Consider the following 25,964-nt stretch of genomic DNA (forward strand, 5'->3'; position numbering starts at 1 on the left):
CGGTATGCGATTGACGCCTCGGGGCACGGATACGGCACCATGGACACCTGGTCTGCGTTTCCGCCGGCCGATTTCGACTCCGGGAAGGATTCTCAGTGCTCCGCACGCATTCCGCAGGTTCGCTGCGCCGCGCCGACGCGTTGCAGACCGTCACCGTCGCCGGGTGGGTCGCGCGCCGTCGCGACCACGGTGGCGTTGTCTTCATCGACCTGCGCGACGCCACCGGGCTGGTCCAGGTGGTCTTCCGGGACGAGTCGGTCGCACCGGCCGCCCACCGGCTGCGCGCCGAGTACTGCGTGGCGGTGACCGGCGTCGTCGAGGTGCGCCCCGAGGGCAGTGAGAACCCCAACCTGAGCTCCGGCGAGATCGAGATCAACGCCGTCGAGCTCGAGGTCCTCAACGAGTCGGCGCCCCTGCCGTTCCAGCTCGACGAGACGCCGGGCGAGGAGGCGCGTCTGCGCCACCGCTACCTCGACCTCCGGCGCGAGGGGCCGAGTGCGGCCCTGCGTCTGCGTTCGCGGGCCAACGCGGCCGCGCGTGGCGTGCTCGCCGCGCACGACTTCACCGAGATCGAGACGCCCACGCTGACCCGGTCCACGCCGGAAGGGGCCCGGGACTTCCTGGTCCCGGCGCGCCTGCAGCCGGGCACGTTCTACGCGCTGCCGCAGAGCCCGCAGCTGTTCAAGCAGCTGCTGATGGTCGCCGGCATGGAGCGCTACTACCAGATCGCGCGCTGTTACCGCGACGAGGACTTCCGGGCCGACCGGCAGCCGGAGTTCACCCAGCTCGACATCGAGATGAGCTTCGTCGATCAGGACGACGTCATCGCGGTCGCCGAGGAGATCCTGGTCGCGCTGTGGAAGCTCATCGGGGTCGACATCTCGACCCCGATCCCGCGGATGACCTACGCCGACGCGATGCGCCGCTTCGGTTCGGACAAGCCGGATCTGCGCTTCGGGATCGAACTCGTGGAATGCGCCGAGTACTTCAAGGACACCCCGTTCCGGGTGTTCCAGGCCCCGTACGTCGGTGCCGTGGTCATGTCGGGCGGGGCGTCGCAGCCGCGTCGTCAGCTCGACGCGTGGCAGGAGTGGGCCAAGCAGCGCGGTGCGCGCGGTCTGGCATACGTGCTCATCGGGGAGGACGGCACGCTCAGCGGGCCGGTCGCCAAGAACCTGTCCGAGGAGGAGCGCTCCGGTCTGGCCGCTCACGTCGGCGCGAAGCCCGGCGACTGTGTGTTCTTCGGTGCGGGAGAGGTGAAGTCGACGCGCGCGCTGCTGGGCGCCGCCCGCGGCGAGATCGCCTCGAAGCTGGGTCTCGTCAAGGACGGCGACTGGGCGTTCACCTGGGTGGTCGACGCGCCGATGTTCGAACCGGCCGCGGACGCAACCGCTTCCGGCGATGTGGCACTCGGGCATTCGGCCTGGACCGCGGTGCATCACGCGTTCACCTCGCCCAAGCCGGAGTCGATCGACGCCCTCGAGTCCGATCCCGGCGCGGCCCTGGCCTACGCCTACGACATCGTGTGCAACGGCAACGAGATCGGCGGCGGATCGATCCGTATCCATCGCCGTGACGTGCAGGAGCGGGTCTTCGAGATCATGGGCATCGGCCACGACGAGGCGCAGGAGAAGTTCGGCTTCCTGCTCGACGCCTTTGCCTACGGCGCACCGCCGCACGGTGGCATCGCCTTCGGCTGGGACCGCATCACCGCGCTGCTCGCCGGTGAGTCGTCCATCCGCGAGGTGATCGCCTTCCCGAAGTCGGGTGGTGGCGTCGACCCGCTGACCGATGCCCCGGCCGCGATCACCGCGCAGCAGCGCAAGGAATCGGGGATCGACGCCAAGCCCGCGCCGCGGGGCGGCGCCGGCCGGCCGGACAGCGAGCAAAAGGGCGCCGCGACGGGCGCCGAAGGTACCTCGGCCTGAGCCGAAATGCGGTGGCCGGACGTGAGTTCGGCCACCGCGGGTCCTTCCGCGGTGCTCGCCACCCGGCGCCTTCCGGTCATCTGTGATGAGATCTCCTCCATGGCGCACAGCGGTGGGACCGAGTCGGCTGCCGGGACCGTGGTGACACGCACCGGCGGGGAGGTCCGTCGGTGACGATCAAGGTCGCCCTCGAACACCGGACGGTGTACTCCTTCGACCGGCCGACCAGGATCTACCCGCACGTCGTCCGCCTGCGTCCGGCGCCGCACTCACGCACTCCCATCGAGGCCTACTCGCTCACCGTCGAGCCCGGTGCGCATTTCCTGAACTGGCAGCAGGACGCGTTCAGCAATTACCTGGCGCGCCTGGTGTTCCCGGAGCCGTCGAACTCCCTCGGGATCACCGTGAGCCTGGTCGCGGACCTCACCGCGATCAACCCGTTCGACTTCTTCATCGAGGACTGGGCCGAGTTCTTCGGGTTCGAGTATCCCGCCGAACTGCGGCGCGACCTGGAGATCTTCCTTCGGCCGGCGGGTGTCACCGAAGGTGAATTCGCCGGTGCACCAGTACATCCGGAGATCGCGAAGTTCGCGGCCAAGCACCGTCCGGCCGGTCGTACGCGCGTCATCGACTTCCTCGTGCGACTCAACGCGGCGGTCCGGGACGCCGTCGGTTACACCGTTCGCCTCGAGGCGGGCGTTCAATCACCGGAGTACACCCTGTCCAGCGCGATCGGGTCGTGCCGGGACTCGGCCTGGTTGCTGGTCGCCCTCCTGCGCGAACTCGGGTTCGCGGCGCGTTTCGTCTCCGGCTATCTCGTCCAGCTGACCTCGGATGTGAAGTCGCTCGACGGCCCGTCGGGTCCCGACGCCGACTTCACCGATCTGCACGCATGGACCGAGGTGTACCTCCCCGGTGCCGGATGGGTGGGTCTGGACCCGACGTCGGGCCTGTTCGCCGGCGAAGGACACATCCCCTTGGCCGCCACCCCACACCCCGTCGGCGCCGCCCCGATCACCGGATCGACCGGTCCGTGCCACGCGACACTCGATTTCACCAACACGGTCACGCGGTTCCACGAGGACCCGCGCGTCACCCTGCCCTACACCGCCGAACAGTGGACCCGGGTGACCGACCTCGGCGCCCTGGTCGACGAGCGGATGGAACGCAACGACGTGCGCCTGACGATGGGTGGCGAGCCGACGTTCGTGTCTATCGACAACCAGACGGATCCGGAATGGCGGACCGCCGCGGACGGCCCGCACAAACGGTTGCTGGCCGGACGGCTGGCCGGCCGTCTGCACCAGGCGTATGCACCGGGTGGGCTGATCCGGCGCAGCCAGGGCAAGTGGTATCCCGGCGAACCGCTCCCGCGCTGGCAGCTCGAACTGATGTGGCGCACCGACGGACTGCCGATCTGGCGGGACCCGCAATTGCTCGCCGATCCGTGGGCGACGCCGGAACAGTGCGCGGCCGCGATCGAGACCGAGACCCACGGCCCGGATCCGGAGAACATCGGCGATGCCGGCCCGGCGCGGGAACTGCTCACCGCGTTCGCCGAGGCGCTCGGGCTCCCGGCCGACCAGGTCGTGCCCGCCTACGAGGACCCGCTGGTGCGCATGCGCGAGCTCGCCGCGATGCCACCCGGTGATCCCGGGACCGACCCGACCCTGCCCGCCGCGCGGTCGTTCGCGCAGGCCGAGATCGCCGTCGACGCCGATTCGACGGAGGGCGACGACGACGAGAGCCTCTCGCCGGCAGTGGATTCCGTCAACCGCAGGCGAGCGCTGATCGCCCGGCTCGACGCCGCCGTCACCGAGCCGAGCGCCCACCTGTTGCCGTTGAGCCGGTCGGAGGACCGGACCGCGTGGCAGAGCGCGGTGTGGACGACCCGGCGAGGACGGATCGTGCTGACCCCCGGCACCTCGCCGGCCGGGTTGCGCCTGCCGCTCAACTCATTGTCGTGGGGTCCGGCGCCGACACTGTTCGAGGCCGACCCGTCCGCACGCCACGAGGACCTCCCGGCCGACCCGTCGGAAGCCCTGGGCCACACCGTGCGCGCGGTGGACCCCGCGCAGTTCCTCCCGCGCACGGCCCTCGTCGCCGAGGTCCGCGGCGGCGTGGTCCACGTGTTCATGCCACCGACCTCGACGCTCGAGGAGTACCTCGCGATCGTCGAACTCGTCGAGGACGCGGCGGCCGCGACATCGACGCCGGTCGTCGTCGAGGGATACGGACCGCCCGCCGATCCGCGCCTCGTCTCGTTGTCGGTGACCCCGGACCCGGGCGTCGTCGAGGTCAACATCCAGCCGACCCATGGTTTCGCCGAGCAGTCCGAATTGCTCGAATCGCTGTACGAGCACGCGCGACAGGTCCGCCTGGGCACGGAGAGTTTCGATCTCGACGGCAGCCACGGCGGCACGGGCGGCGGCAACCACATCACCCTCGGCGGCGTCACGCCCGCGGATTCGCCGATGCTGCGCCGCCCCGACCTGCTGGTGTCCATGCTGACCTACTGGCAGCGTCATCCCGCGCTGTCGTACCTGTTCTCCGGCCGGTTCATCGGCACCACGTCGCAGGCACCGCGAGTCGACGAGGGACGCGAGTCGGCGCTGTACGAACTGGAGATCGCCTTCGCCGAGATCGACCGGCTCGCGGTCAAGAACGCCACCGGCGGGCGATTCGACGGCGCGCCGCCCAATCCCTGGGTCACCGACCGGGCGCTGCGACACCTGCTGACCGACATCACCGGGAACACCCACCGGGCCGAGTTCTGCATCGACAAGCTCTACAGCCCGGACTCGGTGCGCGGCCGGCTGGGCCTGCTGGAACTGCGGGCCTTCGAGATGCCGCCGCACCACCGGATGGCGATGGTGCAGTCGCTGCTGGTGCGCAGCCTGGTGTCGTGGTTCTGGGAGAAGCCCTACCGTGCCCGGCTTATCCGCCACGGCGGTGACCTGCACGGAAAACACCTGTTGCCGCACTACGTCATCGCCGACATCGCGCTGGTCGCCGAGGAACTGCGCGAGGCCGGCTACCCGTTCGAGACCGCGTGGCTGGATCCGTTCACCGAATTCCGCTTCCCGCGTCTGGGGACCGTGCAGATCCGCGACCAGGAAATCGAGTTGCGCAGTGCCATCGAACCGTGGAACACGCTGGGGGAGGAGTCGACCGGAACCGGCACCGCCCGGTACGTGGACTCCTCCGTCGAACGCGTGCAGGTGCGGGTCCTGGGTGGCGAGGACGATCGATATCTGCTGACCTGCAACGGGTTCCCGATCCCGCTGCGTGCCACGGGACGTACCGGCGAACGCGTGGCCGGCATCCGCTTCCGGGCCTGGCAGCCGCCGAGCTCGCTGCACCCGACGATCACCATCGACACCCCGCTGACCTTCGACCTGATCGACACGGTCAACGGCCGGTCGGTGGGCGGCGCGACCTATCACGTCGTGCACCCCGGCGGACGCGCCTACGATCGTCCGCCGGTCAACGCGGTCGAGGCCGAATCGCGGCGCAACGGGCGGTTCGAGGCCGCCGGACACACCACGGGCACCGTCGACGTCGGACTGTTGCGCGAGCGGCAGTCCCGGCAGGCCATCGACTTCGGGGTGCCCGGAATCCTCGACCTGCGGCGGGCACGTACAGTTCTGCGGTGACCTCTTCGCCGGGCAACGCTTCCGCGGTGTTCGACCGCTACCGCGCCGAGGGCCACACGCTCTTCGATCCGGGCCGGCCGCTCGACTCCTACGACGAACTCCTGGAACCCGGTGGGGGAATCCGCCCGGCATGGGCGGACCTGGCCCGCATCTATCAGTTGCGCGGACCCGACCGCCTCCGGGATTCCGCCGCCCGGCTGGCCGCCGCGGTGAGCGACGACGGCGTGGTCTACAACGACTTCGACGGCCGCGACACCGTGACCCGCGACTGGGAGGTCGACGCGGTGCCGCTGGTCGTCGACGGCGTCGAGTGGGCCGAACTCGAGAAGGCCATCACGCAGCGTTCTATGCTGCTGGACCTGCTGCTGCGTGACCTCTATCGCGATCAGAAGACAATCGCCGCCGGACTTGTCGCGCCGGAGATGGTCTTCGGGCATCCGGGGTACATCCGCAAGGCCGCGCGCCTGGAGGTCGCCGGCCCGCATGCCTTGTTCCTGCACGCGGTCGACATCTCGCGAACCCCCGACGGCGAATTCGTCGCCTACCGCGATCGTACCCAGGCGCCGTCGGGCGTCGGGTACGCGATCGTCGGTCGCCGGCTGATGTCGAAGACCTTCCCGCAGCTGTTCCAGGCGTGCGCGCCACGGCCGATGGCCAATTTCGCCGCCACGATGAGGCTGGCGCTCACCGAGTACGCGCCGCCGGGGGTCGACGACCCGACGGTGGCGGTCCTCAGTCCGGGCAGCATGTCCGAGACCGCGTTCGACCAGGCCTATCTCGCCTCGGTGCTCGGCTTCCCGCTCGTCGAAGGTGCCGATCTCACCGTCCGCGACGGTGCGGTGTACATGCGGTCGCTGGGTCGGTACAAGCGCGTGGACGTGTTGTTGCGGCGCGTCGACGCCGCCTACGCGGATCCGCTGGACCTGCGGACGGACTCCCAGCTCGGCGTCGCGGGCCTGGTCGAGGCGATCTCGCGCGGCACCGTGACGGTCCTCAACACCCTCGGCTCGGGCGTCCTGGAGAACCCGGCGCTGCACACCGTGCTGGAGCGTCTGGCGCCGGTACTGCTCGACGAGGATCTGCGGTTGAGGTCGGTCACCACCCACTGGGCGGGAGATCGGTTGCAGCGCGGTCTGATCCGTGACCGGCTGGCCTCCCTGGTGCTGACCAACACGTGCACGGGCGAGGAGTTCATCGGTCCGCTGCTCGCCGCTGCCGATCGCGCCGAGCTCGACGCCCGGATCGAGGCGCAGACGTGGCAGTGGGTGGCGCGCGACCTCGAGGCGTTCTCGGTGGCCCCCACGGTCACCCCCGGCAGTGGTTCCGGCGGTCCACCGGCGACGCTGCGCGCGGCACCGGTGTCGGTCCGCGCCTTCAGCGTCGCGCAGGGTCCCGGCTACGCGGTGATGCCGGGCGGGCTGGGCGCGGTCCTCGCCGACGGGGTCGAGGGTGCTGCTCACCATGTGGTTGCCGCCAAGGACGTCTGGGTCACCAGCACCGAGGTGGGCGGGCACATATCGCGCCGTTCGGAGACGCGCGGCGAGCCGGCCGCCGAGGTCCTCTCGGGCGCGGCGGGCCGTCCGGTGACCCGTGAATACTCCGACGTCGCGGCCGCGGCCAGCCCTCGTGTCCTGGCGGACCTGTTCTGGCTGGGCCGCTACGGCGAACGGACCGAGCTGGTGACGCGCCTGGCCAAGGTGTCCCGCGAGCGGTATCAGGACTTCCAGTACCGCCCGTGGATGTCCGGTACACCGGCGGTGCCGCTGCTGCTGCACGCCGTCGCCACGGTGACGGGCACCGCGCGCTATCTCGACACCGCCGATCTCCTGATGTCGGGTTCGGACCGGCCGCCGTCGCCCGACCAGGTGAACGAGGCGATCGAGAAGATCGCCGACCTCACCGTGTCGCGGTCGGTGCCCGGGACCATCGCGTATTCGGTCGACCGGCTTCTGAGTACGGCCCGGGCGGTCCGGGATCAGATGTCGACCAGCACCTGGATGGTGCTCGCGCCCGTCGAACGGATCATGGCGAGCACGACCCGGCTGGTCGCCCGGTCGCGCACCGACGCCGACGCCGGTGTCGGCGACGCCGCACTCGATCTCGGACCCGACCTGGCCCGCGCACACGACGAGATCCTGCACGGTGTGCTGGCCCTCACCGGACTGCAGGCCGAGTCGATGGTGCACGACCCGGGCTGGATGTTCATGGACGTCGGCCGACGTATCGAACGTGCGGTCACCCTCGCCGACCTCACGCGCGCGATGTTCGCCGAGGCGCAGGACACCGACGTCGAGCAGACGCTGCTGGAGTCGTACCTGGTGGCCAATGAGTCGTCGGTCATCTATCGCCGCCGCAATCGCGGTCTGTACCAACCGGCCAGTGTCGCCGAGCTGCTGCTCTTCGACCCGACCAATCCGAGATCGATGATCTTCTGCCTGGAGCGGATGAACGCCGACCTGTCCTCGGTACCGGAGACCCTTCGGTCGGCCGGTGCCGAACGAGCCGTCCAGGACATGATCGCCGAGCTGCGTCGCGGTGACCCCGCCGACCTGGTGCGCGTCGACGCCGACCGCAGGCGCCCTGAACTCGTCGAACTGATGACGACGCTGCGCACCGGTGCCACCGAGCTCTCCGACCTGCTGACCCGGACCCGCTTCGCCACCCCGCGCCAGGCGCGACCGATCTGGGCAGGTGGGCAGTCGTGAGTTCGCGTGTCTACCGCGTGATGCACCGGACGAGCTACACCTACGACGACGACGTGTCGTCGTCGTACGGGCGTTGTCACCTGACCCCGCGCGACCTACCGGGCCAGCGCGTGCACTCGACATCGCTGGAGATCGAGCCCGAACCCGACGACCGGTCGACCGGGCTCGACGTGTACGGCAACCACGACAGCTACTTCCACGTCCGGACCTCGCATCGCGAGCTCACCGTCACCGCGCGGTCGGTCGTCGAGGTGGATCCCGTGGACCCGGGCGTGCTCCTGAGCCCGGCGGCCCGGACGCCCTGGGAACAGGCACGACCCTGCGTCGTCGACGGCCGGGAGAGCGCCCTGGCTGCCGAATTCGTCCTCGATCTCGATCCACCCGAGATCACCGACGCGGTCCGCGAGTACGCCGCCGGGGTCTTCACCCCGGGCCGTCCGCTCGTCGAGGCCGTCACCGACCTCACCTCACGGATCTTCGCCGACTTCACCTACCGGTCGGGTTCGACGGCCGTCACCACCCGGGTCGACACCGTCCTGCAGCGGCGCGAGGGCGTCTGCCAGGACTTCGCGCGGGTCGCGATCGCCTGCCTGCGGTCGCAGGGCCTGGCCGCCAGGTACGAGTCGGGCTACCTCGCGACCGAACCGCCCCCCGGCAGAGAAAAGGTCTACGGTGCCGACGCCAGCCACGCATGGGCTGCGGTCTGGATGCCCGACGGCAGGTGGCTGCCCTTCGACCCGACCAACGACAAGCTGGTCGACGAACGCCACGTCACGCTGGCGTGGGGACGTGATTACGACGACGTGCCGCCGCTTCGCGGGGTCATCTACACCGACTCCACGAAGAGCCGCATCGACGTTTCGGTGGACGTCAGCCCGGCGGATGGCCTCACGCCAGGCTGAACCGGGCACGGTCTGGTGACCCACCTGGTGATCCGTTCTGCCGCAGTGCATTCGGCAACCGGTTCGGCGATTTGTCAGCTGCGACGTGATACAGATGAACGAATATTGCTGTTGCGACATCGTTGCAACGGGTAGGTTGGTGGGCGACATGACGGTCATTACGGAAAGCCGCATCACCAGCGTGGTGCGGGCGGCAGAGGCGCTGCTGTCACACCGCGCCGGATCAGCAGTGGTCCTCGACGATCCCGAGGACCTCGGTGGCAGCGGACGCACGACGGTGGTGCGGGTCCGGGTCGCCCAGAATCCTCTGAGCCTGGACCGATCACTCGTGATCAAGGCTCTTCCCGAACACGAGGACCCGCAGGCCTTCCATCGGGAGATCGCGTCCTACAAGTACGCGACGGCGCTGCCGAACGAGTCACGCCCGGGCCCGCAGCTCATCGCGTCGGATCCGGACCTGCGCATCATGGTCCTCTCCGACCTCGGCCACGGCCGTTCGATGCTCGAGTATCTCGCCGGCGTCGACCCGGTCGAGACCTCCCGCGCGGTCAGCGCCTGGGGTCAGGCCCTCGGCCGGATGCACGCGGCGACGGTCGGCGGCGAAGGGGACTTCCTCGCGCTGCTGCGCCGCGGACCGTCGGGCATGCACGGACGCGACATCCTGCGCGACGAGGCGCTGCGGTCGATCGACTCGGTGGTGGGGCACGCCGCGGCCCTCGACGTCGTGGTCCCGGACCGGGTGGTGGAATCCCTGCGTACCGCGGCCACGCTGTTCGACGAGGGCGACCACCGTGCGTTCAGTCCCTCCGACGTCGGTCCGGAGAACATCCTGCTGAACGACGACGGCGTGCAGTTCATGGACTACGAGTGGGGCGGATTCCGCGACGCGACCCTCGACATCGCCTATGCGGTCGTCACCATCACCGCGCAGCTGCCGCCCCGGGCCTCCGCTCGTGCCACCGACCTCGAGGTGTCGATGGTCGACGCATGGCGCTCGGAGGTGCATTCGATCTGGCCGGCACTCGCCCACGAGCGGGAGATGCAGCGCAAGGTGCTGCTCGCCCGTCAGCTCTGGGTGTGGCTGTCGACGGTGTGGATGCTGCCGGGCGATCCGGAGGCCGATCACGCCGACGCCGACTTCGACGTGGCCGACTTCGGCGCGTCCGGTTTCACCCACGACTGGGCCCTGCACACGAACGACCCGCGCGTGATCGTCAGCCGCTGGACCGATCTCGCCGCCGCGGCGGGACGTGCGGGTGACGACGAGATCGCCGTGTTCGCGACCGCGATGGGCGTCGCGCTACAGCGCATCTGGCTGGCCTGACCCGCTCGTGGACGGACTGTTCGACCCACCCGACGACCCTCGGGCCGGCTCCGGTGGGCGTGGTGCCGCCGGGGGCCTCACCGCCCCGCCGTCTCCGTCGGCACCCCTGGCGGTCCGGATGCGGCCACAGACCCTCGACGAGATCGTCGGGCAGCAACACCTTCTCGGGACCGGCTCGCCGCTGCGGAAGCTGATCAGCGGTTCGGGCGCGGCGTCGGTGCTGCTCTACGGGCCGCCCGGGACCGGCAAGACCACCATGGCCTCGCTCATCGCGCGAGCCACCGGCGGCCGTTTCGAGGCCCTGTCCGCGCTGACGGCCGGGGTCAAAGAGGTACGTGCGGTCATCGACGTGGCCCGGCGCCGCCTCATCGGTGACGCCAGGTCCGGCGGTCAGCAGACGGTCCTGTTCATCGACGAGGTGCATCGGTTCTCCAAGACGCAGCAGGACGCGTTGCTCGACGCCGTGGAGAACCGCATCGTCCTGCTCGTCGCCGCCACGACCGAGAATCCGTCGTTCTCCGTGGTCGCACCGCTGTTGTCCCGATCCCTGGTGCTGCAGTTGCGGTCACTGACCGATTCCGACATCCGGGAGGTGCTCACCCGGGCGGTCGCCGACCCGCGCGGGCTGGACGGCAAGGTCGAGGTCACCGACGCCGCCTATGACCACCTCGTCGCGGTGTCGGGCGGGGACGCACGCCGGGCGTTGACCGCCCTCGAGGCCAGTGCCGACTCGACCGACCGCATCGACCTCGCCGACGTGGAGACCGCCATCGACCGCGCCGCGGTGCGCTACGACCGGGACGGCGATCAGCACTACGACGTGACGAGCGCGTTCATCAAGTCCATCCGGGGTTCCGACGTCGACGCCGCCGTGCACTATCTCGCGCGGATGATCGCGGCGGGGGAGGACCCGCGCTTCATCGCACGGCGCCTGATGATCCACGCCAGCGAGGACATCGGGATGGCCGACCCGACGGCCCTGCAGACCGCGGTCGCGGCCGCCCAGGTCGTGAACCTCGTCGGGATGCCGGAGGCCAAACTGGCGCTCACCCAGGCGACCATCCATCTGGCGACGGCGCCGAAGTCGGCCGGTGTGGTCTCGGCCATCGGCGCCGCCCTCGCCGACGTCGAGTCGGGCAAGGCCGGCGCGGTTCCGGCCCACCTGCGCGACAGTCACTACCCGGGAGCCAAGAAGCTCGGCAACGGCGTCGCCTACCGATACCCGCACGACGACCCCGATGGTGTTGTACCGCAACAGTATCCGCCCGACGAACTCGTCGGCAGGGACTACTACGTGCCCACCGACCACGGTCTGGAGCGCGAGATCGGGCCGCGGGTCGCGAAGTTGCGGTCGATCGTGCGCGGCGCGGTCTCACGGCGCCGGTCCCGCTGACGGTCCGCGACGACGTCGTCGCGGTCGAGAGTCCCTCCGCTCTGCGGCGACCCGCCGACGGTAGTCTGGGATGTCGCGACATCAACGGCCGCTACCACCAACGGCGAGGACGAGACCCACAGTGCAGACGCATGACATCCGGAAGCGCTTTCTGGACCACTTCATCAAGGCCGGGCACACCGAGGTGCCGAGCGCTTCGTTGCTGCTCGACGATCCCAACCTCCTGTTCGTCAACGCCGGCATGGTCCCGTTCAAGCCGTTCTTCCTGGGTGAGCAGACCCCGCCCTACTCGCGGGCGACCAGCGTGCAGAAGTGCGTCCGGACCCTCGACATCGACGAGGTCGGCATCACCACCCGCCACAACACCTTCTTCCAGATGGCGGGCAATTTCTCCTTCGGCGACTATTTCAAGCGCGAGGCCATCACGTTCGCCTGGACGCTGCTGACCAACAGCGTCGAGGACGGCGGCTACGGGATCGACCCGCAGAAGCTGTGGCCGACGGTCTACCTCGACGACGACGAGGCCGAGGCAATCTGGCGCGACGAGATCGGTGTGCCGGCCGAGCGCATCCAGCGGCGCGGGATGAAGGACAACTACTGGTCGATGGGCGTGCCCGGCCCCTGCGGGCCGTGCTCGGAGATCTTCTACGACCGCGGACCCGACTACGGCGTCGAGGGCGGCCCGGAGGCCGACGAGGACCGCTACATCGAGATCTGGAATCTCGTCTTCATGCAGAACGTCCGCGGTCCCGGCGGCGGCAAGGACAACTACGAGATCCTGGGGCCGCTGCCCAAGCAGAACATCGACACCGGCATGGGCGTCGAGCGCGTGGCGTGTCTGCTGCAGGGCGTGGACAACGTCTACGAGACCGACCTGTGCAAGCCGATCATCGACCTCGCCGCGCAGCTGTCCGGGCGCGCATACGGTGCCGGTTCGCACGCCGACGACGTCCGGTTCCGCGTGGTCGCCGACCACGCGCGGACCTCGGCCATGCTGATCGGCGACGGTGTGCTGCCCGGAAACGACGGCCGCGGGTACGTCCTGCGTCGTCTGCTGCGTCGGGTGGTCCGGTCGATGCGGCTACTCGGTACCGCCGACAATGAGCCCACCATGGGCGCGATCATCGGCAAGGTCATCGACCTGATGTCGCCGTCGTACCCCGAGCTGGAGACGCAGCGCCGGCACATCGTCGACGTGGCGGTGGGCGAGGAGACCTCGTTCTCCAAGACCCTCGCCGCGGGTTCGAAGCTGTTCGCCGACGCGGCGACCGCCACCAAGAGCGCGTCGCGCACGACCATCAGTGGCTCCGACGCCTTCACGCTGCACGACACCTACGGCTTCCCGATCGACCTGACCCTGGAGATGGCGGCCGAGGCCGGTCTCGCGGTCGACCAGGAGGGCTTCACCTCCCTCATGGCCGAGCAGAAGCAGCGTGCCAAGGCCGACGCCACCGCCCGCAAGACCGGACACGCGGACCTCAGTGTGTACCGCGACTTCCTCGACCGCGGGCCCACCGAGTTCACCGGTTTCGACGAGCTCGTGTCGGAGGCGCGGGTGCTCGGCCTCGTCGCCGACGGTGCCCGGCTGCCCGCCGCGTCCGCCGGACAGGAACTGACGGTCGTCCTCGACCGGACGCCGCTCTACGCCGAATCCGGCGGTCAGATGGCCGACGTCGGCACCATCACCACCGGCTCGGGTGTGCGCATGTCGGTCACCGACGTGCAGAAGGTCGGCAAATCGGTGTGGCTGCACAAGGTGCGCATCGACGAGGGCGAGATCGAGGAGGGCGACGAGGTCCTGGCTGCGGTCGACACGGCGTGGCGGCACGGTGCCACCCAGGGGCACTCGGGGACCCACATGGTCCACGCCGCGCTCCGCGAGGTCCTCGGCCCCGGTGCGACACAGGCCGGTTCGCTGAACCGTCCCGGTTACCTGCGTTTCGACTTCAATGCCACCGGTCCGGTGACCGAGGCCCAGCGCCGCGAGATCGAGGAGATCAGCAACGCCGCGGTCGAGGCGAACTACCAGGTCAACACATTCGAGACCGGGCTGTCCGAGGCCAAGGCGATGGGCGCGATGGCGCTGTTCGGCGAGAACTACGGTGACGTCGTCCGCGTCGTCGAGATCGGCGGGCCCTTCTCGATGGAGCTGTGCGGCGGCACGCACGTCGCGTCGTCGTCGCAGATCGGCCCGATCACACTGATCGGGGAGTCCTCGGTCGGTTCCGGGGTCCGGCGCGTCGAGGCGTATGTCGGCATGGACTCGTTCCGATTCCTGTCGAAGGAGCGGGCGCTGCTCGCCGGTCTGGCCTCGTCGCTGAAGGTGCCGTCGGAGGAGGTGCCCGGGCGCGTCGAGCAGCTCGTCACCAAACTGCGCGACGCCGAGAAGGAACTCGAGCGGGTGCGTGCCGAAGCCGCGCGGGCCGCGGTGTCCGGTCTCCTCGACACCGCGACGACCGTCGGTGCCACCCTCGTGGTCGAGGGCCGGGTGCCGGGCCTGGACGCCAACGGGCTGCGTTCGGTGGTGACCGACCTTCGTGGCCGGGTCGCCGACCGCCAGGCGGTGATAGCGCTCTTCTCGCCGAGCGGTGACGGGCCGGAGGCCAAGGTGCCCTTCGTGATCGCCACCACCGCGGCCGCCCGTGATGCCGGGATCAAGGCCGGCGACCTCGTCAAGGAGGTCGCGCCGCTGCTCGGCGGCCGTGGCGGTGGCAAGCCGGACCTGGCCCAGGGCGCCGGCACCGATCCGTCCGGGATCGACGCCGCGCTGATCCGCATCCGTGAGTTCGTCGCCTGATGCCCGACCCGCAAGCCCGGCCCGACGCTGCGCCGCGGACCCGAGGACGACTCCTCGGCATCGACGTCGGGAGCGTGCGGATCGGCGTCGCCGTGTGTGACCCCGACGGCATCCTCGCCACGCCGGTCGAGACCGTGCGTCGGACTCCCACGGGAGCAGACGATCTAGACCGGATCGCCGCCCTGGTCGCCGAGTACGAGGCCGTCGGCGTGGTCGTGGGGCTGCCGAAGACCCTCAAGAACACCGCGGGCGCGGCGGCGGAGACCGCGCGTGCCTTCGGGGACCGTCTCGCGACCCGGATCGACCCGGTGGCGGTGCACTGGCACGACGAACGTTTCACGACGGTGACCGCACAGCAGGCGCTGCACGCCAGCGGCCGGACGGTGAAGTCCTCACGCGCGGTGATCGACCAGGCCGCGGCGGTCGCTATTCTTCAGGGGTGGTTGGATGCACGACGGTGAGTCAGGGGAGCCTCCGGTGACCGACGATCGGCGTCGCACACGCCACCGCGACGGGCAGGGCCGCCGCACCGAGGGCATGGACCCGGAGCGTCTGCGGTACTTCACCCAGCCGGCCGCCGGGTCCCCGCACACGCGGCACCGTCGGCGTCGGACCGGCCCGGAATCCGGGGACTCCGCCGGTCGTCGGCCGGCCCCGCCGCCCGTCCCGCCGGCCGAACAGGCGCGACCGGTCACCGGGACGCCCGGACCGCGCGCGACACCGGTCCGCATCCCGCCGGGACAGGCACCCACGCCGCCCCCCGCCCCGCCTCGACCGGCCCCGCCTCAGCGGCCGCGGGTCGAGGACGACGTCGACACCGACTTCACGATGGCTCGCCCGGCCACTCCCGAACCGCCCGTCCGTGGCGCCCGCAACGAGGGATTCCGTTCTGCCCCCGCCGGATACGAATCCGCGGGGAAAGAGCAGGACGACTACGCCGACCCTGGCCACGGCAACGAGAACTACCGCGACGAACACCACGGCGACGAGCACTACCCCGAAGAGAGCTACGCCGAAGAGAGCTACGGCGACCCGCGCCAGGACCGGCCTGCCGACACCGCGCGTACGGTGCGCGACCCGGGCCCGGTCACCCCTGCACCCGTCCGGGAGGCCGAGGAGCACGACGACTGGTGGGCCGGGGTCGACGACGCCGAGGCAGCGCAGCAGACGCGCCGGGCTCCGCGCCGCAATCGCAGCCGGGGGAAGCGTCGTGCGGTGCTGGCGATCGCGATCGTCTTCATGCTCGCGCTGATCACCGGCGTCGGCTACTACGGCGTGCGCGCGACCGGCCTGCTCGAGTCCCGCAAGGACTACACCAACGCCGCCGGTGCGGGCGACGTCGTCGTCGACATCCCGGACAACTCCACACTCGCCGACTTCGGCCGCATCCTCGTCGACGCCGACGTGGTCGGCAGCGTGCGGGCGTTCGTCGATGCCGCCGGCGGACAGCCGATCTCCGGCGGGCTGTACAAGATGCGCACCCAGATCCCGGCGACCACCGCCGTGGAGATGCTCACCGACGACGGAGCCGAGCACCGTGTCGGGCGAGTGGTGATCCCGCCGGGGCTGCAACTGGATTCGAAGACCGGTATCGACGGCAAGGTCACCCCGGGGATCTTCCAGCTGATCGAGAACGCCACGTCGTTCTCGGTCAACGGTCAGCAGGAGGGTGTGACCGTCGCCGACCTCGAGAAGGCCGCGGCCGAGGCCACGCCGGAGGAACTCGGCGTACCCGAATGGGCCCGCCAGAACGTCGCCGGGATGACAGGCGATCACCGTCGGATCGAGGGGCTGATCGCACCGACCACCTGGGAGCGCGTGGAACCCGATCACACCGCCACGCAGATCCTGCGGGAGATGATCTCCCAGAGCGGGTCGATGTTCGAGCAGTGGGGACTGCTGGACCGCAACAACTCCGGGCTCGAGCCGTACGAGACGCTGATCGCGGCGTCGATCGTGGAGCGTGAGGTCCGCCACGTCGAGGACGCGCCGAAGGTCGCGCGGGTCATCCGCAACCGCCTCGACCGCGACCAGCTGCTGCAGATGGACTCGACGCAGAACTACACCGCCGACATCACGAACATCGATGTGCACGGCGAGGCGTACAAGAACGACAACGAATGGAACACCTACCGCTACAAGGGGTTGCCGCCGACACCGATCGCGGCGGTGGGCGTACCGGCTCTCGAGGCGATGCTCGACCCCGCCCCGGGGGGCTGGCTGTACTTCGTCACCGTCGACACCGCCGGGACCACGTTGTTCGCCAACACCTTCGAAGACCACAAGCGCAATCGCGAGGTCGCCTGCCGCAACAAGCTGGTGGCCACGGGATGTAGTCAGTGACCAGCGGACCCGCCGTGAACACCGTGCCCGCCGACGTCCGTTCCCCGCACGGCGATCACCGCCGGGCCGCGGTCCTGGGTTCGCCGATCACCCATTCGCGGTCACCGCGAGTCCATCTCGCCGCCTACCGGGCGCTGGGGCTCGCCGATTGGCGGTACGACCGGATCGAGTGCACCGCCGAGCGACTGCCGGGGATCGTCTCCCGTGCCGACGCCGACTTCATCGGGTTCTCGGTGACCATGCCGAACAAGCGCGCGGCTCTCGACTTCGCCACCGAACGCACCGAGCGCGCGGAGTTGGTCGGGTCGGCCAACACCCTCGTCCGGGTCCCGTCCGGATGGCGCGCCGACTGCACAGACATCGACGGTATGTCGGGTGCCCTCGGCGATCTCGCGATCGGTACCGACATCGCCTCCGGGACAACACCTCTCGCCGTGGTCGTCGGGGCAGGCGGAACCGCACTGCCGACGATCATGGCGCTCGACGACGTCGGCGTCACCGACGTCGTGGTCGTCGCTCGAGACGCCGGGCGCGCCGTACCCGTCCTCGACCTCTGTGAACGGTTGGGGATGAGCGGCGACATCCTGCCCTTCGAACCCGGCGAGGCCCTCGACCGCCGGTGCCGCGACTCCGCGGTCGTCGTGTCGACCGTGCCCGCCCAGGCGGCCGCCTGCCTGACATCGGCGGTGGCGCGGGCGCGCAAGGTCGTGGACGTGATCTACGACCCCTGGCCGACGCCTCTCGCGACCGCGGTCGACGCGGCCGGCGGAACCGTCGTCGGCGGTCTGGTCATGCTCGTCAACCAGGCCTTCCGGCAGGTCGAGCTGTTCACCGGGCTCCCCGCGCCCCGCGAGGCGATGATCGAGGCCCTGAGCGCAGACTGACGCCTGGTCGTTCCGAGACCGTCCACAGGATGTGGGGCTTGTGAACCGACCGGCCGCAAGGCGCTGATGTCGCGACATGCTCGGCCCATGGGCGAGTGCGTGATCCTGCTGTGGCTGTCGGTCATCGCCGTGACCGATGCCGACACCCACCGGATCCCGAACGTGCTCGTCTGGCCGGGCATCTGCGGCGCGATGGGCGCGTGCATGGTGCATCCGGGGTCGGCGGTGGCCGCACTGACGGCGGCGACCCCGTACGCGTTCGCGTACGGCATGCGATGGTGCGGCGGCGGAGACGTCAAGCTCGCCGCGGCCTGCGGCGCGCTGGCCCTGCGCTGGGATGCCGCGCTTCTCGTGGTGGCGCTCGCCTCGCTCATCGCGGCGGGCACGGTGGTCACCGACCGGATGGGTCGGCGGGACCCCTCCGGTACGGGTGCGCATCCGCACGGGCCGGCGCTCGTCGCCGCGACGATCGTCGTCGCCGGTCTGCTGTGACAGGAGCTACCCGTGGTTCGGCGGCGCCGCCGTCGGACGGGGCGCGGGAGCATGGAACAATCGTCCACTGTGTTGCGCTGGATAACTGCCGGAGAATCCCACGGTCCCGCCCTGGTCGCCATCGTCGAGGGCATGGTGGCCGGTGTCGAGGTCACCTCGTCCGACATCGGCGAGCAACTGGCTCGCCGCCGACTCGGCTACGGCCGCGGTGCTCGGATGAAGTTCGAGGCCGACAAGGTGACTGTGCTCGGCGGGGTCCGCCACGGCCAGACCATGGGCGGCCCGGTCGCCATCGAGATCGGCAACACCGAGTGGCCCAAGTGGGAGACGGTGATGGCAGCCGACCCCGTGGACGCCGCCGAACTCGAGGGCAGCGCCCGCAACGCACCGCTGACCCGTCCCCGGCCCGGCCACGCCGACTACTCGGGCATGCTCAAGTACGGCTTCGACGACGCCCGCCCGGTGCTCGAACGCGCCAGCGCTCGGGAGACCGCGGCACGCGTCGCGGCCGGCACCGTCGCCCGTAACTTCCTCCGTCAGGTGCTCGGCATCGACATCGTCTCCCACGTCATCTCGATCGGCGCGAGCGATCCGTATGTCGGTCCGCCACCGCGCATCTCCGACCTCGAGGCCATCGACGCCAGTCCGGTCCGCGCCTTCGACTCCGACGCCGAGAAGTCGATGATCGCCGAGATCGAGGCGGCGAAGAAGGACGGCGACACCCTCGGCGGCGTGGTCGAGATCGTCGCGACCGGAGTGCCGGTCGGCCTCGGTTCGCACGTGAGCGGTGAGACCCGCCTGGACGCCAGGCTGGCGGCCGCGCTGATGGGCATCCAGGCCATCAAGGGCGTCGAGGTCGGCGACGGCTTCACCACCGCCCGCCGCCGTGGCAGCGAGGCCCATGACGAGATGGTGCCCGGCGCCGACGGTGTGCTGCGCTCGACCAACCGTGCCGGCGGGCTCGAGGGCGGCATGACCAACGGCGAGGATCTCCGCGTACGCATCGCCATGAAGCCGATCTCGACGGTGCCGCGCGCACTGTCGACGATCGACATGTCGACGGGGGAGACGGCCAGCGCGATCCATCAGCGTTCCGACGTCTGCGCCGTGCCCGCGGCGGGTGTGGTCGCCGAGGCGATGGTCGCACTCGTCGTGGCCCAGGCCGCGCTGGAGAAGTTCGGCGGGGACTCGGTCACCGAGACCGCCGCGAATCTCGCCGCCTATCGGGCTGCCGTCGACGCGCGCCCGCCCCGGGCATGACCCAGCCCCCGGTACCGCCGACCCCGCCCCCGACCCCGACGCGTACGACGACGGGTCGTCGTCCGGCGGCCGTGCTGATCGGCTTCATGGGGGCCGGGAAGTCCACGGTCGGGCGCGTGCTCGCCGATCGGCTCGGCGTCGACTTCATCGACACCGATGTCGAGCTCGTCCGACGGACCGGGCGCAGCATCCCGGAGATCTTCGTGTCCGATGGCGTCGAGGCGTTCCGGACGATCGAGGAGAACGTCGTCACCGACGTCCTGGACAACCATGGTGGCGTGGTGTCGCTCGGCGGCGGAGCGGTCACCACCGCCGGTGTCCGGGAGGCCCTGACCGATCATCGCGTTGTATACCTTCGGGTCTCGCCCGAGCGCGGATACGAGCGCGTCTCCGGGACCGATCGCCCGCTCCTGGCGTCGGCGGACCCTGCCGCCCGGTACGCCGAACTTCTCGCCGAACGGACGGCCACCTACGAGGCGATGTGCACCTTCGACGTCGATGCCGACGCCGACCCCGACACCGTGGCCGATGCCGTCGTCGTCCGACTCGCCCGCGAACTGATGTGAGGAAGCCGAGAATGTCAGTGAATGAACAGCCCGGGAACGATCAGCCCGGGAACGATCAGGCCGGGAACGAACCCGCAGGGACCGAACCGGTGGCCATCCGCGTCAACGCCGGCGCGCCCTACGACGTGATCATCGGCCGGGGACTCCTCGGCGAGGTGGCCGCAGCTGCACAGGGTGCCGACCGCATCGCGATCCTGTACCAGCCGCCGCTGGCCAAAACAGCCGAGCAGGTTCGAGAGTTCCTGGCGGAGAAGGGGTTCGACGCCCATCGGATCGAGATCCCGGACGCCGAGGACGGCAAGGACCTCTCCGTCGCGTCCTTCTGCTGGGAGGTGTTCGGCCGGATCGGCCTCAAGCGCAACGACAAGGTGATCAGCCTCGGCGGCGGAGCCGCCACCGATCTCGCCGGGTTCGTCGCGGCCACCTGGATGCGTGGCATCGGGGTCATCCACATCCCGACCACACTGCTGGCGATGGTCGACGCCGCCGTAGGCGGCAAGACCGGCATCAACACCGAGGCGGGCAAGAACCTCGTCGGGTCGTTCCACGAACCCGACGCCGTGCTGATCGACATCGGCACCCTGGAGACCGTCCCGCGCAACGAGATCGTCGCCGGGCTCGCGGAGGTCATCAAGACCGGCTTCATCGCCGATCCCACGATCCTCGACATCATCGAGGCCGATCCCGAGGCCGCCCTCGACCCGACGTCGGGGGTGCTCCCAGAGCTCATCCGCCGCTCGGTCCAGGTCAAGGCGGACGTGGTCTCGGCCGACCTCAAGGAGTCGTCGCTGCGCGAGATCCTCAACTACGGCCACACCCTGGGACATGCGATCGAGCGCCGTGAGCGCTACCGCTGGCGTCATGGCGCGGCGGTGTCGGTGGGCCTCGTGTTCGCCGCCGAGCTCTCCCGCCTGGCGGGGCGCCTCGACGACGCCACGGCGGATCGGCACAAGGCGATCCTTGATCTCGTGGGGCTCCCCACGACCTATGACCCGGATGCGTTCGCCGATCTCCTGCAGGGCATGGCGGGGGACAAGAAGAACCGCTCGGGTGTGTTGCGCTTCGTGGTCCTGGACGGGCTGGCCAAGCCCGGCCGACTCGAAGGGCCGGACCCCGGGCTGATCGCGGCCGCCTACTCCGCGGTGGCCGGCGGACCGGCGTCGAAGAGCACCTCGGTACTGCTCTAGGACCCGGTGCCGTCAGCCGGCGGTCACGACCGGTGCCGCCTCAGCGAATGCGCTGGGTCGGCGCGTCCGCGTCGGTGGGGGTGCCGTCCTCGTGGCGGGGTGAATCGTCCTCGTGGACCGACCAGTCGTCGTCGGCGGCGTTCTTGTTCTGGTCGCGCCGGACGAGGAACCGGCCGATCGCCGCGCCGACGAAGGCCGGGACGAAGACGAGCAGTGCGGTGAACGACGCACCGGCGATGAGTTCGACGAACAGGCTGGCCTGCCCGATGCCGGCGAGGACGACCGTGCCGAGGATCCAGGAGATCAGCCCGGCGAGGACACCCGCCAGGACGCCGGCCTGCAGCCAGCGCACGGTGAGGTCCTCGTAGTCGTCGGGATCCGGGTTCGCGCGGGCGTCGCGGATACCGTCGTAGCCACCCCACACCAGGGCGATGAGGACGACGGCGGCGATCGCGATGGTGCGCCAGACGGTCGAGTTCAGCGGCGCCTGGACCACTGCGAACCCGAGCAACACGCGGGCGAGGACGTGAACTGCGGTCATCGTCAGACCGCGCACCAACCACGAAGACATGCGCGTCATCTTACGCACGGGTCGCGTGACAGCGGACACACCTGGTCGAAGTGGTCGGGTTCGCGCGGTTCGGACGCCCGCCGTAGCGTGGCGGGGGTGCCGATCATCCATGACACCGGTGGCCGCCGCGACCGGTTGCGTACCGAGCTGCGATCCGCAGCCGACCCGGTCTCGTTCCTCGTCGTCTCCGACCTCGTCAACGTCCGCTATCTGACCGGTTTCACCGGCTCGAATGCCGCTGTGCTGATCGACGTCGACGATCCCGCGGGCGATCGGATCGCCACCGACGGCCGCTACCTCACCCAGGTCGCCGAACAGGTGCCCGACGTCGAACCGATCATCGAACGCGCGGTGGTCCGTGCGCTCGTCGACCACGCACGGACCGCCGGGGCGGGTCGCGTCGGCTTCGAGTCCGACACCGAGACGGTGGCCGGGCATCAGGCGCTGTCCACCGCCGTCGGGGACTCCGGGGTCGAGCTGGTCGGCATGTCCGGGGTCGTGCAGAACCTGCGCGCGGTCAAGGACCCGGGGGAGATCGAACTGCTGCGGGCGGCGTGCGCGATCGGCGACGCCGCCCTGGCGCAGATCGTCGCCGACGGCGTGCTGCGGGCCGGGACGACCGAACGTCAGGTCGCACGTGCCCTCGAGTGGGAGATGTATCGGCTCGGGGCCGACGGCATCGCCTTCGAGACGATCGTGGCGGCCGGCGCGCACTCGGCGATCCCTCACCACCGGCCCACCCACACCGCCCTCGCCGACGGCGATCTCGTCAAGATCGACTTCGGGTCGGTCGTCGGCGGGTATCACTCGGACATGACGCGGACCTTCGTCCTCAGGCGCGCCGCGTCGTGGCAGCGAGACCTCTACGAGCTCGTCGCGACCGCGCAGACCGCGGGCCGGGCGGCGCTGACGCCCGGCGCCGACCTCCGGGCGGTCGACGCGGCGGCCCGGGACGTGATCGACGACGCCGGACACGGCGAGCACTACGTGCACGGTCTCGGCCACGGGGTGGGGTTGCAGATCCACGAAGCGCCGGGAATCGGCAAACTCGCGGCGGGTACACTGCCATGCGGTGCTGCGGTCACCGTGGAGCCCGGTGTCTACCTGCCCGGATGGGGCGGGGTCCGGATCGAGGACACTCTGGTGGTCACCGACGGCGACCCCGACCTGCTGACCGCCACCGACAAGACATTCACCGTCATCTGACTGCAAGGGAACGAATACCACATGGCATCCACCGCCGACTTCAAGAACGGCCTCGTGCTGCGCATGGACGACCAGCTCTGGCAGATCATGGAGTTCCAGCACGTCAAGCCGGGCAAGGGGCCTGCGTTCGTGCGTACCAAGATCAAGAACGTGCTGAGCGGCAAGACCGTCGACAAGACCTTCAACGCCGGCGTCAAGGTCGAGACCGCCACCGTCGACCGTCGTGACATGACCTTCCTCTACAACGACGGCACCGACTACGTGTTCATGGACTCGCAGGACTACGAGCAGTTCTCACTGCCGCCGGCCACCGTCGGCGACGGTGCGCGCTTCCTGCTGGAGAACATGACCGTGCAGGTGTCGCTGAACGAGGGCAACCCGCTGTTCGTCGAGCTCCCGGTCACCGTCGAGCTGATCGTCGCCCAGACCGATCCCGGACTCCAGGGCGACCGCTCGACCGGCGGCACCAAGCCGGCCACCCTCGAGACCGGCGCCGAGATCCAGGTGCCGCTGTTCATCAACACCGGTGACAAGCTCAAGGTCGACTCGCGCGACGGCAGCTATCTCGGCCGCGTCAACTCCTGACCTGTGAAACAACCCGGAACCCGACACAAGGCGCGGCGCCGCGCGGTGGACCTGCTCTTCGAAGCGGAGGCCAAGGGAGTCAGTCCCGCGCAGCTCGTCGCCGAACGCCGCGAGTACGTCCGATCCGACGAGAGCGTCGGCTCGATCCACGACTACACCGCGACCGTGATCCAAGGCCTCGCCGACGATCAGGCGCAGGTCGACGCGGTCATCTCCTCGTACCTGCGGGACTGGACCCTCGAACGACTCCCGGCGGTCGACCGCGCGATCATGCGCCTGGCGACCTGGGAGCTGTTCAACTCTCTCGACGTCGACACGATCGTGGTCGTCGACGAGGCGGTGGAGCTCGCCAAGGAACTGTCCACCGACGACTCGCCGGCCTTCGTCAACGGGGTGCTGGCCAAGATCGCCGAACTCGCTCCGCAGGTCCGCGCGGCCGCGTCCGCCGAGCCCGGTGGTGCCGCACCCGGACGGCCGGAGCCGAACTGATCCGCACCGGGTGTGGCGTAGGTCGCGGGAATTCGTCCGCGTCGCCGCCCGGTGTAGAGTGTCGCGAGACAGACATCCTTTAACGATCCGTCCCGAGAGGCGGAGAAGGAGGTCGGCTGTGGCCAGCCCCGCTCCCAGGGTGCTGCTCGATGCCGCTGACGTGTCGCGCACGATTGCCCGTGTCGCACACCAGGTCATCGAGAAGACTGCTCTGGACTCGCCCGACGCACCCCGCGTCGTTCTCATCGGAATCCCCACTCGCGGAACATCTCTCGCCACCCGGCTGGGTGGCAAGATCGGTGAGTTCGCGGGCGTCGACGTACCGGTGGGTTACCTCGACATCACGCTGTACCGCGACGATCTGCGCGGTAAGCCGCACCGTCCGCTCGAGCGGACGATGGTGCCGGCCGGCGGCGTCGACAACGCGATCGTGATCCTCGTCGACGACGTCCTCTACTCCGGGCGGACGGTGCGCGCGGCGCTCGACGCGCTGCGTGATCTCGGTCGTCCCGCGGCCGTTCAACTCGCGGTCCTCGTCGACCGCGGCCATCGCGAACTCCCGTTGCGCGCAGACTATGTCGGCAAGAACATCCCGACCGCCCGCGACGAGCAGGTCTCGGTGCACCTCGTCGAGCACGACGGCATCGACGAGGTCGTCCTCGGGTCGGCGTCGAGTTCGGCTGCAGCAGAAAGTGATTCGTGATGCGGCACCTGCTGTCGGCCCAAGACCTCAGCCGCGACGACGCCACCGCCCTCCTCGACGACGCCGAACGTTTCGAACAGGCCCTCACCGGGCGCGAGGTTCGTAAGCTGCCGACGCTGCGCGGGCGCACGGTGATGACCGTGTTCTACGAGAACTCCACCCGCACCAGGGTCTCCTTCGAGGTCGCGGGCAAGTGGATGAGCGCCGACGTCATCAACGTCAGTGCCTCGAGTTCCTCTGCGGGCAAAGGGGAATCGCTGCGCGACACGGCCAAGACCCTGCACGCGGCCGGCGCCGACGCGCTGATCGTCCGGCACCCGGCCTCGGGTGCGCCGGCCCAGATCGCCGACTGGACGACGACGCCGGACGGCGACGGCCCCGCGGTGATCAACGCCGGTGACGGGACACACGAGCATCCCACCCAGGCGCTGCTCGACGCGCTGACGCTCCGCCAGCGCCTCGGGTCGCTCGAGGGCAGGCGCATCGCGATCGTGGGCGACATCATCCATTCCCGTGTCGCGCGGTCGAACGCCCATCTGCTGTCGACGCTCGGCGCCGAGGTCGTCCTGGTGGCGCCCCCGACGCTGTTGCCGGTCGGCGTCGACGAGTGGCCGGTGAGCGTCTCGGGAAGCCTCGACGCCGAACTCCCCGCCGTCGACGCGGTGATGATGCTCCGGGTCCAGGCCGAACGCATGAACGGCGGGTTCTTCCCGAGTGCCCGCGAGTACTCGGTCCGATTCGGGCTGAACGACCGCCGCCTGGGACTGCTGCACGACGACGCGGTGGTCCTGCATCCCGGGCCGATGCTGCGCGGCATGGAGATCGGCTACTCGGTGGCCGATTCGCCCAAGGCCACCGTTCTCGAACAGGTCCGCAACGGTGTGCACGTCCGGATGGCGGTTCTCTTCCGCCTGCTCGTCGGTTCGGATTCCGCAGGAGCCCACCTATGACCCCCCTCGACACCATTGCAGGA

General features: G+C 69.9%; 21 protein-coding genes. 20 read left to right on the top strand and 1 reads right to left on the bottom strand.

The genetic code is table 11. The annotated features are described in order from the left end of the window. Positions 1-95: 95 nt before the first annotated feature. The 15 genes from aspS (at position 96) to aroB (ending at position 21,437) form a co-directional block, all read left to right on the top strand. On the top strand, positions 96-1,928 hold the full coding sequence (gene aspS / locus KTR9_RS12375) for an aspartate--tRNA ligase (RefSeq protein ID WP_014926625.1): 1,833 nt from the start codon (positions 96-98) through the stop codon (positions 1,926-1,928). 21 nt (positions 1,929-1,949) lie between these two features. After that, on the top strand, positions 1,950-2,102 hold the full coding sequence (locus tag KTR9_RS27610) for a hypothetical protein (RefSeq protein WP_158409752.1): 153 nt from the start codon (positions 1,950-1,952) through the stop codon (positions 2,100-2,102). After that, positions 2,099-5,584, top strand: a complete 3,486-nt coding sequence (locus KTR9_RS12380) for a transglutaminase family protein (RefSeq protein WP_014926626.1) — start codon at positions 2,099-2,101, stop codon at positions 5,582-5,584. The genes KTR9_RS27610 and KTR9_RS12380 overlap by 4 nt, the downstream gene beginning before the upstream one ends. Beyond that, a complete protein-coding gene (locus KTR9_RS12385) occupies positions 5,581-8,289 on the top strand; it encodes a circularly permuted type 2 ATP-grasp protein (RefSeq protein WP_044506588.1) in 2,709 nt (902 codons plus the stop codon). Before KTR9_RS12380 ends, KTR9_RS12385 begins: the two co-directional genes overlap by 4 nt. Then, positions 8,286-9,191 (top strand): transglutaminase family protein, encoded by a 906-nt coding sequence (locus KTR9_RS12390; protein WP_014926628.1) that lies wholly within the window; start codon positions 8,286-8,288, stop codon positions 9,189-9,191. Before KTR9_RS12385 ends, KTR9_RS12390 begins: the two co-directional genes overlap by 4 nt. Before the next feature lie 148 nt (positions 9,192-9,339). Continuing rightward, entirely contained in the window at positions 9,340-10,515 is a 1,176-nt protein-coding gene (locus KTR9_RS12395; protein ID WP_035716982.1) for a hypothetical protein, read from the top strand. 7 nt (positions 10,516-10,522) lie between these two features. Continuing rightward, positions 10,523-11,908, top strand: coding sequence for a replication-associated recombination protein A (locus KTR9_RS12400; protein WP_044506591.1), 1,386 nt, complete (start codon positions 10,523-10,525; stop codon positions 11,906-11,908). Positions 11,909-12,029: 121 nt separating this feature from the next. Next, positions 12,030-14,705: an alanine--tRNA ligase gene (gene alaS, locus KTR9_RS12405; RefSeq protein WP_014926630.1), complete on the top strand. Its 2,676-nt coding sequence runs from the start codon at positions 12,030-12,032 to the stop codon at positions 14,703-14,705. Then, positions 14,705-15,166 carry a Holliday junction resolvase RuvX gene (gene ruvX / locus KTR9_RS12410; RefSeq protein ID WP_014926631.1) on the top strand — a complete coding sequence of 154 codons (462 nt, stop codon included), beginning with the start codon at positions 14,705-14,707 and terminating at the stop codon, positions 15,164-15,166. Before alaS ends, ruvX begins: the two co-directional genes overlap by 1 nt. Beyond that, positions 15,153-17,048, top strand: a complete 1,896-nt coding sequence (gene mltG / locus KTR9_RS12415) for an endolytic transglycosylase MltG (protein ID WP_014926632.1) — start codon at positions 15,153-15,155, stop codon at positions 17,046-17,048. The genes ruvX and mltG overlap by 14 nt, the downstream gene beginning before the upstream one ends. Next, positions 17,045-17,932: a shikimate dehydrogenase gene (locus KTR9_RS12420; RefSeq protein ID WP_014926633.1), complete on the top strand. Its 888-nt coding sequence runs from the start codon at positions 17,045-17,047 to the stop codon at positions 17,930-17,932. The genes mltG and KTR9_RS12420 overlap by 4 nt, the downstream gene beginning before the upstream one ends. A gap of 87 nt (positions 17,933-18,019) precedes the next feature. Continuing rightward, complete coding sequence (locus KTR9_RS12425; RefSeq protein ID WP_044506593.1) at positions 18,020-18,424, top strand: prepilin peptidase; 405 nt, start codon at positions 18,020-18,022, stop codon at positions 18,422-18,424. Positions 18,425-18,475: 51 nt separating this feature from the next. Further along, on the top strand, positions 18,476-19,684 hold the full coding sequence (aroC, locus tag KTR9_RS12430) for a chorismate synthase (protein ID WP_014926635.1): 1,209 nt from the start codon (positions 18,476-18,478) through the stop codon (positions 19,682-19,684). Further along, a complete protein-coding gene (locus KTR9_RS12435) occupies positions 19,681-20,250 on the top strand; it encodes a shikimate kinase (RefSeq protein WP_014926636.1) in 570 nt (189 codons plus the stop codon). Before aroC ends, KTR9_RS12435 begins: the two co-directional genes overlap by 4 nt. An 11-nt stretch (positions 20,251-20,261) precedes the next feature. Beyond that, complete coding sequence (aroB, locus tag KTR9_RS12440; RefSeq protein WP_014926637.1) at positions 20,262-21,437, top strand: 3-dehydroquinate synthase; 1,176 nt, start codon at positions 20,262-20,264, stop codon at positions 21,435-21,437. A 40-nt stretch (positions 21,438-21,477) separates the two neighbouring features. On the opposite strand, the gene KTR9_RS12445 is transcribed toward aroB, so the two are convergent. Then, positions 21,478-22,008 (bottom strand): B-4DMT family transporter, encoded by a 531-nt coding sequence (locus tag KTR9_RS12445; protein ID WP_010840966.1) that lies wholly within the window; start codon positions 22,006-22,008, stop codon positions 21,478-21,480. A gap of 96 nt (positions 22,009-22,104) precedes the next feature. Between KTR9_RS12445 and KTR9_RS12450 the strand changes: the two genes are divergently transcribed. The 5 genes from KTR9_RS12450 to KTR9_RS12470 all read left to right on the top strand — a co-directional run bounded on the left by KTR9_RS12450 (position 22,105) and on the right by KTR9_RS12470 (position 25,941). After that, positions 22,105-23,214, top strand: a complete 1,110-nt coding sequence (locus tag KTR9_RS12450) for a M24 family metallopeptidase (protein WP_044506596.1) — start codon at positions 22,105-22,107, stop codon at positions 23,212-23,214. Between the two features lie 21 nt (positions 23,215-23,235). After that, positions 23,236-23,799, top strand: coding sequence for an elongation factor P (gene efp / locus KTR9_RS12455; protein ID WP_010840968.1), 564 nt, complete (start codon positions 23,236-23,238; stop codon positions 23,797-23,799). Positions 23,800-23,802: 3 nt separating this feature from the next. Continuing rightward, the gene (gene nusB / locus KTR9_RS12460) at positions 23,803-24,288 is read left to right on the top strand and encodes a transcription antitermination factor NusB (RefSeq protein WP_010840969.1); all 486 of its coding nucleotides are present in this window, start codon (positions 23,803-23,805) and stop codon (positions 24,286-24,288) included. Between the two features lie 118 nt (positions 24,289-24,406). Next, on the top strand, positions 24,407-24,991 hold the full coding sequence (gene pyrR, locus KTR9_RS12465) for a bifunctional pyr operon transcriptional regulator/uracil phosphoribosyltransferase PyrR (RefSeq protein ID WP_010840970.1): 585 nt from the start codon (positions 24,407-24,409) through the stop codon (positions 24,989-24,991). Beyond that, on the top strand, positions 24,991-25,941 hold the full coding sequence (locus KTR9_RS12470; protein ID WP_044506598.1) for an aspartate carbamoyltransferase catalytic subunit: 951 nt from the start codon (positions 24,991-24,993) through the stop codon (positions 25,939-25,941). Before pyrR ends, KTR9_RS12470 begins: the two co-directional genes overlap by 1 nt. Positions 25,942-25,964: the final 23 nt, after the last annotated feature.

The sequence above is a fragment of the Gordonia sp. KTR9 genome, assembly GCF_000143885.2.
Taxonomy (GTDB): domain Bacteria; phylum Actinomycetota; class Actinomycetes; order Mycobacteriales; family Mycobacteriaceae; genus Gordonia.

Coding starts and splice junctions, on each gene's coding strand:
- KTR9_RS12395 (WP_035716982.1), top strand. CDS start 9,340: ATGACGGTCATTACGGAAAGCCGCATCACCAGCGTGGTGCGGGCGGCA.
- ruvX (WP_014926631.1), top strand. CDS start 14,705: ATGCCCGACCCGCAAGCCCGGCCCGACGCTGCGCCGCGGACCCGAGGA.
- mltG (WP_014926632.1), top strand. CDS start 15,153: ATGCACGACGGTGAGTCAGGGGAGCCTCCGGTGACCGACGATCGGCGT.
- KTR9_RS12425 (WP_044506593.1), top strand. CDS start 18,020: ATGGGCGAGTGCGTGATCCTGCTGTGGCTGTCGGTCATCGCCGTGACC.
- aroC (WP_014926635.1), top strand. CDS start 18,476: ATGGAACAATCGTCCACTGTGTTGCGCTGGATAACTGCCGGAGAATCC.
- KTR9_RS12435 (WP_014926636.1), top strand. CDS start 19,681: ATGACCCAGCCCCCGGTACCGCCGACCCCGCCCCCGACCCCGACGCGT.
- aroB (WP_014926637.1), top strand. CDS start 20,262: ATGTCAGTGAATGAACAGCCCGGGAACGATCAGCCCGGGAACGATCAG.
- KTR9_RS12445 (WP_010840966.1), bottom strand. CDS start 22,008: ATGTCTTCGTGGTTGGTGCGCGGTCTGACGATGACCGCAGTTCACGTC.
- efp (WP_010840968.1), top strand. CDS start 23,236: ATGGCATCCACCGCCGACTTCAAGAACGGCCTCGTGCTGCGCATGGAC.
- KTR9_RS12470 (WP_044506598.1), top strand. CDS start 24,991: ATGCGGCACCTGCTGTCGGCCCAAGACCTCAGCCGCGACGACGCCACC.